Below are 6,615 nucleotides of genomic sequence, written 5' to 3'. Positions count from 1 at the left end.
GGCGCCGGCACGGCCAGGGCGGCGACCGCGGTCACGCGGTCCCGCGGGGTTTCAGCAACGCTGGCTCGTGGCGGCAGAGCCCTCGCCGCCCGACCACTCGAGCTGGCCGTAGGCCTTGGTGCACACGTTCAGCGTGTTGGCGCCGGAGGACCACACTTCCTTCTGGTGGTTGCCGCCGCACTTGTAGTCCTCCAGCCCGGAGCTGGTGGAGACGCCGGAACAGGCCCACCACGTGCCGCTGTGCGAGCTGCGGAAGCCCTCCCACACGTAGGTGTAGGACCAGTTCTTGTTGCAGCCCTTGAACTGCTTCACCGACGCGACGGTGGTGCCGCCCGACTTGATGTAGGCGGTGGTGCCGATCTGCGTCATGTCGGACGAGCACGCCGGGTTGGTTTCGGCGTTCGCCGGTGACGCGATGCCGAGCAACGCCCCCATGACGAGCGCGGCGGTGCCGATGGTGCCGGCGATCCTGGTGAACATGCTTCTCCCTCTTGGCGGAACTGTGAATCGGTGCGAGTCAGTCGGTGATGTAGCCGGTCACGGCGAGCCCCTTCAGCAAGCGCTCGACGCGAGGCGGGCGGTGCGGTGCACGCCGCCGGAGTCGACGTAGAGCACCTCGCCGCGGGCGCAGCCGGGCGCGTAGACCATGTTTCCCCAGTGGTTCCCGGGCGTTCCCGGTGCGACGAAGCCGACGTGGTCGCTGCCGGACCACACCGTGATGCGCAGCGCGGAGTCACCGCCGGAGTAGTTCGAGATCCGCACCCAGTTGGTCTTGCAGCCGGGCGACCAGCGCAGCTCCGCGGTGCCACCGGTGTACATGGGCGCGGTGTCGGCGACCGTCGTGCTGCCGCCGCACCCGGCGGCGACCGGGTCCTTGTCGTTGCACCCGCGGCCGCTGCAGGACGCCGCCCGGGCGTCCGGCGCCACCAGGAGCGTGAGCGCGGCTGCTGCGATCAGGGCTGTCGACTTCATGGCGCTGACAATGCCGAAGCGCGCTCACAACGACCTGACAGCTGCACCCGGTCAGGTGTCAGCGGGGTGTCAGAACCGCAGCGCAGCGCTAGTTTCTCCCGGTGTCCGACCACCCGTTGAACGCCGTCAACAACATGCGGCTCCCGGACGTCGCGGCCGGGCCGGGCCCCGGACCGGTTCTGCACGGCCGGGAGCGGGAGCTGGCCGCGCTGCACGAGGTCCTGGCCGACCGCGGCATCGCGGTGGTCACCGGTCCGCCGGGCATCGGCAAGACCACCCTCGCCACCAGGCTGGCGCACGACGTCGCGGACCGGTTCCCCGACGGCGTGCTGCGCGCGGACCTCGCGAGAACGCGCGTGGACGACGTGCGCGCGTGGTTCTCGCGCGAGTTGCGCGGAAGAGGACGGCGGGTCCTGTTGCTGCTCTTCAACGTGCGCGAGGACCACGACCTGGAGGAGTTCCGGAACTACGGCGCGGCGCTGATCGCGACCAGCGTTGAACAGCGGCTCGGCGGCGTCCCGCTCGGGCCGCTGGGCGTCGAGGACTCGCTGGCCCTGCTGCGGACCCACCTCGGTCCGCGCCTCGACGAGGACCCCGGCCAGGCGCGGGCGCTGGTCGAGGCGTGCGGGCGGCACCCGCTGGCGTTGACCGTCGCGGCGAAGCTCGCCCACATGCGCAGAACGGCCCGGCTGGCGACCCTGGTCGAGGAGATCCCGGTGGAGCTGGGTGAGGTGCGCTCGACGTTCGCATGGGCGTACGGGCAGCTCTCCGCAGCCGACGCGGAGGTGTTCCACCTGCTCGGCACCGGCTTCGAGGACGAGTTCTCGATCGACGCGTTCACCGCGCTCGCGGGTGGCGACGCACGGCCGTTCCGCAACAGGCTGCTGGAGCTGCACCTGCTGGAGGACGGCCCCGACGACCGGATAGTCGTGCACGGGCTGGTGCGCGAGTACGCGAGGACGCTGGCGCCACGCGACCCGGAGGCACTGGGCCGGTTGCTCGACCACTACGTCGAGGTCGCGGACTCCGAGCCGGTGAACGCCGCGGCCGCCGTCTTCCTGGCCGACGACCGGCGCCGGGTCGCTCTGGCCGCCCGGCTCGTGGACTCGATGTCGGTGGAGGTGCAGACGGCAGCGGTGGCCGCGGCACGCGCGATCGGCGACAGGGACGGGGAAGCGCTGGCGTTGGCCCATCTCGGGCACGCCTACCTCGACCGGGAGAGCTTCGACGAGGCCGAGGAGTGCTTCGTGGACGCGCTGGAGATCCGCCGGGAACCGCGGGCGTTGAGCGGGCTGGGCAACCTGTACCTGGAGGACGGCGGCGTCGAGGAGGCGACGGCGCTGTTCGAGGAGGTGCTGTCGCTGCGGGTCTCCGAGAGCGACGAGGTCCGCGCGTGCCTGAACCTGGGCCGCGCCACCGGTGAGCTGTCGTGGTTCGAGCGGGCCCGGGACGTCTGCGCGCGGACCGGGGACGCCGAACGTCTCGGACGGGCGTGGAACGGCATGGGCGTCGTCCACCACAGGGCAGGCCGGTACGCCGAGGCGATCGCCTGCTACTCGACCGCGTTGAAGACCTTTGTGGACGGTGACTGCCTGCTCAACCTCGGCCAGGCGCAGGACGCCTGCGGAGAGTCGTCGCTGAGTTCGTACTCCCAGGCGGCCGAGTGCGCGATCCGCTCACGAGATCTCGTGCTGCTGGCCGACGCCGCGCGGTTGCTGCACGAGGCCGGGTACACCGAGGAGGCGCTGCGGCGGATGAAGCAGGCCGAGTCGCTGCATCAGGGGCTGCGCAGGTAGGCCAGCGCGAAGTCGGCGTCGGCCTCCGCCCCGTTCTGGTCGTAGCAGCGCACCTGCACCAGCACCTTCGGCGGGGAGGAGTAGCCGTTCCACGCCCAGATCCGGCAGTACCTCGGCGCCGGACCGGCGGCGCTGACCAGCACGGCGTCGGCCGGGTAGGTCCTCGGGTTGCCGATGCCCTGGTACCAGACGTCGTAACGCCCCAGCGCCGTCCTGGTCACGGCCGGGGTCTCACCGTTGCTGCTCCAGTGGTTCCTGCCGGTGGTGAGGTAGGCGGCCGACGCGGCCGGGTCGTGGTGGATCGCGGCGCCCTCGGTGTAGGTGAGGTTCCAGTCGGTGTCGGCGTCGCACTCCACCCTGGTGCGCGTGGCTTCGACCGTTGTGCGGCACCGCGCCTGGCTTGCACCGACCGCGGAAACCATCGCGAAACCGTTGCCCTTCAACGACGTCACGTCGTACTGGCCCGGTCCCGTGCGCGTGACTCCCGCCGCGCCGCCGCGATAACGCACGGCAGGACCGTCGCTGACGAACACGATGGCGAACGGGAGGTTCTTCCTGCTGCCGTCGGGACTGAAGCAGGCGACGTCGACGAGCAGGTCATCGCCGTCGCCACGGGTGTTCTGGCTCTGGCAGGAAAGAGCCTGCGGGTAACCCCAGCCGTTGCTGATCGCGACGTGCACCGTGCCGTTGGTGCCGCCGAGTTCCGGCAGCCGCACCTCGTACGCGCCCTCGCCCCTGCGGATCACCGTGATGAACCGCTCGACGCCGTTGCGGCGCCAGGTTCCCCACTGCCAGTCGCGGTGCAGCTCGACCTGCTGTCCGACCGGCTGGTCGTACGCGAAGTCCGGCGTGCTCGCGTAGGCCCAGCCGCGCCTCGCCGGGACGCTCGGGTCACCGGGCGCTCCGTTCACCGTGGACGTTCCCGGGATCGGCTGCTGCCCGTTCGTCGTGGTGACGCCGGGAACGGTCGAGCCCACGCTGACCGCCGGTGCGGTGCTGCCCGGTGACGCGGACGGGCCCGCGCCCGGCGGAGTGCTGGCGGGAGGCGTGCCGGACTCGGGAGACGGCGTGTCGTCCAGCGCGGACACGACGTCCTCCTGCTCCGGCAGCGCCTGGGAGCTCGGCAGCGCGAACAGCAGGGCCACGAGTCCCACCACGCCGACCCCGAGCTTGACCACGTTGGGATCGGACAGCACGGGGTGGTCCCTGACGAGGTTCGCCAGCGTCCTCAACGGTCTGGTGACGGCTTCGGGCACGGCGCGCACCGGACTCTGGAAGAACGCGACCCACCTGCGTTCCTCGTCGTCGTCGCGCGGCACCCCGACCAGCCCCGGCGCGGTGTACTCGGCGCGTTCGCGCAGCCGCCGCCAGCTGCGCGGCCGGCAGGCCCTGCACCGGGGCACGTGCTCCTGCAACGCGTCCCAGTCGTCGCTCGTGATCGCCGCGAGCCGCGCGCAGGCGGCCTTGCGCCGCGCCTCGAACACCGCCACCCGCCGCGCGAGGGCGTCGAAGGTCTCCTCGGTGGCCTGCCCGGCGGCGATGGCCTGCCGTTGCTCCGGCATGGTGTCGAGGGCGGCGGCCACCGACGACTCAGGTGTCACTCCGCCAGTCTGGCGCCGGCCGGGCACGCGCGAAATGACCAATCCCTGGACAAATCATGGACGTCAGCGAGCGGTGCGCGAGCGGTAAGCGCACGTTGCGATCGTCGGCGCATGACGTGGTTGCGCAAGCCTTGGGTGGGCCCGTTGGCCTTCGTGGTGGTGGCGTTCGTGGCGTTCTCGCTGCCGCCCTACCTGACCGGTGACCGTCTGCAAGCCCGCGTGCAGTCGGACTGGGGACCGCACTATCCCTTGCTCGTGGTGCACGTCGTGTGTGCGTCGATCGCGATTCTCACGTGTGTGGTGCAGATCTGGCCGTGGTTCCGCACGCGCTTCCCCGCGTGGCACCGCCGCATCGGCCGCGTGTACGTGTGGGCCGGTGTGCTGCCGTCCGGACTGGCCGGTCTGGTGATCGGCTGGATGACCCCGTTCGGCCCGGTCGCGCAGGTGAGCAACGTGCTGCTGGCCGTGCTGTGGCTGACGTTCACGTGGCTGGCGTGGCGGGCGGCCCGCACCCGCCAGTTCCGCGACCACCGCAAGTGGATGATCCGCAGCTTCGCGCTGACCGTCTCGATCATCACGAACCGGATCTGGGGCGTGGTCGCGTTCCTGCTGGTGGCCGGCAGCGTGCCGGAGGCGGAGTTGCCTCAGACGATCGCGGGCATTTCGACGTGGACCGGGTGGACAGTGCCGCTGTTGATCGCGCAGTGGTGGCTGGAGCGCAGGCCGGTGAAGCGCCGTGCCGCGGTCGAGCAGCGTGAGACCGTTCCCGTCTGACGGTTCGGCGACTACGGTCGGCTCGCATGAGGCTACTGCTCGCAGTTCTGATGATGGTCGTCCTCGCGCCGGTCGCGTCCGCGTCCCCGGTCACCCCGACCGCGCGGTGCGAGTTCATCCCGACGCCGGAGAACCCGGCCGCCCGCCCGGTCCAGCCGCCCGGGGCCGTCGTGCCCGCCCGCGGCACCGTCAAGGTCACCATCGTGACGAACTACGGCGTGGTGGTGGCGGACCTCGACCGCGCCAACGCGCCGTGCGGGGTGGAGAACTTCGCCCACCTGGCGCGGAGCTGGTTCTACACGATGTCGCAGTGCTGGCGCCTGACGGACACCACGCGCCTGGGCGTGCTGCAGTGCGGCGACATCTACCGGGCGGAGGAGGGCGGCCCCGGTTACCGGTTCGCCGACGAGGTGACCGGCGAGGAGACCTACCCGCGCGGCACGATCGCGTACGGCAACCAGGGGCCCGGCACGAACGGCAGCGAGTTCTTCATCGTGCACTCGTTCGCCAACATCAGCCCCGTGTACACCGTGATGGGCCATGTCACCTACGGCATGGACACGCTCGACCGGATCGTGAAGGCGGGGATCGTGCCGCGGCCCGACGGTCTGCTCGACGGCGCCCCGAAGAAGCCCGTCAGGATCCTGCACGTCCTCGCGGGGTGACGAGCACCATCCCGGACGGCCGCGTCCCGAGCCGTCCGGGACCGCGTTGTTAGTGTGGCGCGGTGCGGAAGATCCTGGTCATCGGTATCGGCGCGGGCAACCCCGACCACCTGACGGTGCAGGCCGTCAAGGCGTTGCAGACGGTCGACGTGTTCTTCGTGCTGGACAAGGGATCGGTGAAGCAGGAGCTCGTCGACCTGCGCGCGTCGATCCTGGCGGAGCACGTGACGCGGCCGTACCGGTGGGTCGAGGGCCGCGACCCGGATCGCGACCGCACCCCGTCCGACTACGAGGCCACGATCGAGGCCTGGCGCCGGGCCCGCGCGGACGTGTGCCTGGGACTGTTGTCGGAGCTGGGCGAGGACGAGGTCGGCGCGTTCCTGGTGTGGGGCGACCCGTCGCTGTACGACTCGACTCTGGCGATCCTCGACGACCTGCTGGGCCGCGGCGAGGAGTTCGCGGTGGAGGTCATCCCCGGCGTCACGTCGGTGGCGGCCCTGACTGCCGGCCACCGCGTCGCGCTGAACCAGGTCGGCAAGCCGGTCCAGATCACGACCGGCCGCCGCCTGGCCGCCGGGTGGCCGTCCGGTGTGGACGACGTGGCCGTGATGCTGGACGCGTCGTACTCGTTCGAGGGCGTCGACCCGGACACGTGGATCTACTGGGGCGCGTACCTCGGCATGCCGGACGAGATCCTGGTGTCCGGACGGGTCGGCGACGTGGCGGCGGAGATCCGCGCGGTGCGCTCCGAGGCCCGTGAGCGCAAGGGCTGGATCATGGACACCTACCTGCTGCGCAGGCACTGAC

The 6,615-nt window shown here is 71.1% G+C and carries 7 protein-coding genes; 4 read left to right on the top strand and 3 right to left on the bottom strand.

The window, feature by feature from the left end; genetic code table 11:
* Nucleotides 1-51 precede the first annotated feature (51 nt).
* A complete protein-coding gene (locus VM306_RS37645) occupies nucleotides 52-480 on the bottom strand; it encodes a hypothetical protein (protein ID WP_325523633.1) in 429 nt (142 codons plus the stop codon).
* Nucleotides 481-552: 72 nt separating this feature from the next.
* Nucleotides 553-972, bottom strand: a complete 420-nt coding sequence (locus VM306_RS37640) for a DUF2690 domain-containing protein (protein WP_325523631.1) — start codon at nucleotides 970-972, stop codon at nucleotides 553-555.
* 101 nt (nucleotides 973-1,073) lie between these two features.
* Between VM306_RS37640 and VM306_RS37635 the strand changes: the two genes are divergently transcribed.
* Entirely contained in the window at nucleotides 1,074-2,768 is a 1,695-nt protein-coding gene (locus VM306_RS37635) for a tetratricopeptide repeat protein (RefSeq protein ID WP_325523629.1), read from the top strand.
* Here VM306_RS37635 and VM306_RS37630 read toward each other — a convergent pair.
* Nucleotides 2,750-4,369 (bottom strand): hypothetical protein, encoded by a 1,620-nt coding sequence (locus VM306_RS37630; RefSeq protein WP_325523627.1) that lies wholly within the window; start codon nucleotides 4,367-4,369, stop codon nucleotides 2,750-2,752. The two genes, VM306_RS37635 and VM306_RS37630, sit on opposite strands and share 19 nt — an antisense overlap.
* A gap of 111 nt (nucleotides 4,370-4,480) precedes the next feature.
* Between VM306_RS37630 and VM306_RS37625 the strand changes: the two genes are divergently transcribed.
* The 3 genes from VM306_RS37625 (at nucleotide 4,481) to cobF (ending at nucleotide 6,614) form a co-directional block, all read left to right on the top strand.
* Nucleotides 4,481-5,143 (top strand): DUF2306 domain-containing protein, encoded by a 663-nt coding sequence (locus VM306_RS37625; protein WP_325523625.1) that lies wholly within the window; start codon nucleotides 4,481-4,483, stop codon nucleotides 5,141-5,143.
* A gap of 26 nt (nucleotides 5,144-5,169) precedes the next feature.
* Nucleotides 5,170-5,808, top strand: coding sequence for a peptidylprolyl isomerase (locus tag VM306_RS37620; protein ID WP_325523623.1), 639 nt, complete (start codon nucleotides 5,170-5,172; stop codon nucleotides 5,806-5,808).
* Nucleotides 5,809-5,870: 62 nt separating this feature from the next.
* Nucleotides 5,871-6,614 (top strand): precorrin-6A synthase (deacetylating), encoded by a 744-nt coding sequence (cobF, locus tag VM306_RS37615; protein ID WP_325523621.1) that lies wholly within the window; start codon nucleotides 5,871-5,873, stop codon nucleotides 6,612-6,614.
* Nucleotide 6,615: the final 1 nt, after the last annotated feature.

The organism is Lentzea sp., assembly GCF_035525475.1.
In the GTDB taxonomy this organism is placed as follows: domain Bacteria; phylum Actinomycetota; class Actinomycetes; order Mycobacteriales; family Pseudonocardiaceae; genus Lentzea.
This window is presented reverse-complemented; position numbering and strand designations above follow the sequence as displayed.

Excerpts from the sequence above, each read along its gene's own strand:
- VM306_RS37645 (WP_325523633.1), bottom strand. The coding sequence starts at position 480 with ATGTTCACCAGGATCGCCGGCACCATCGGCACCGCCGCGCTCGTCATG.
- VM306_RS37640 (WP_325523631.1), bottom strand. The coding sequence starts at position 972 with ATGAAGTCGACAGCCCTGATCGCAGCAGCCGCGCTCACGCTCCTGGTG.
- VM306_RS37625 (WP_325523625.1), top strand. The coding sequence starts at position 4,481 with ATGACGTGGTTGCGCAAGCCTTGGGTGGGCCCGTTGGCCTTCGTGGTG.
- VM306_RS37620 (WP_325523623.1), top strand. The coding sequence starts at position 5,170 with ATGAGGCTACTGCTCGCAGTTCTGATGATGGTCGTCCTCGCGCCGGTC.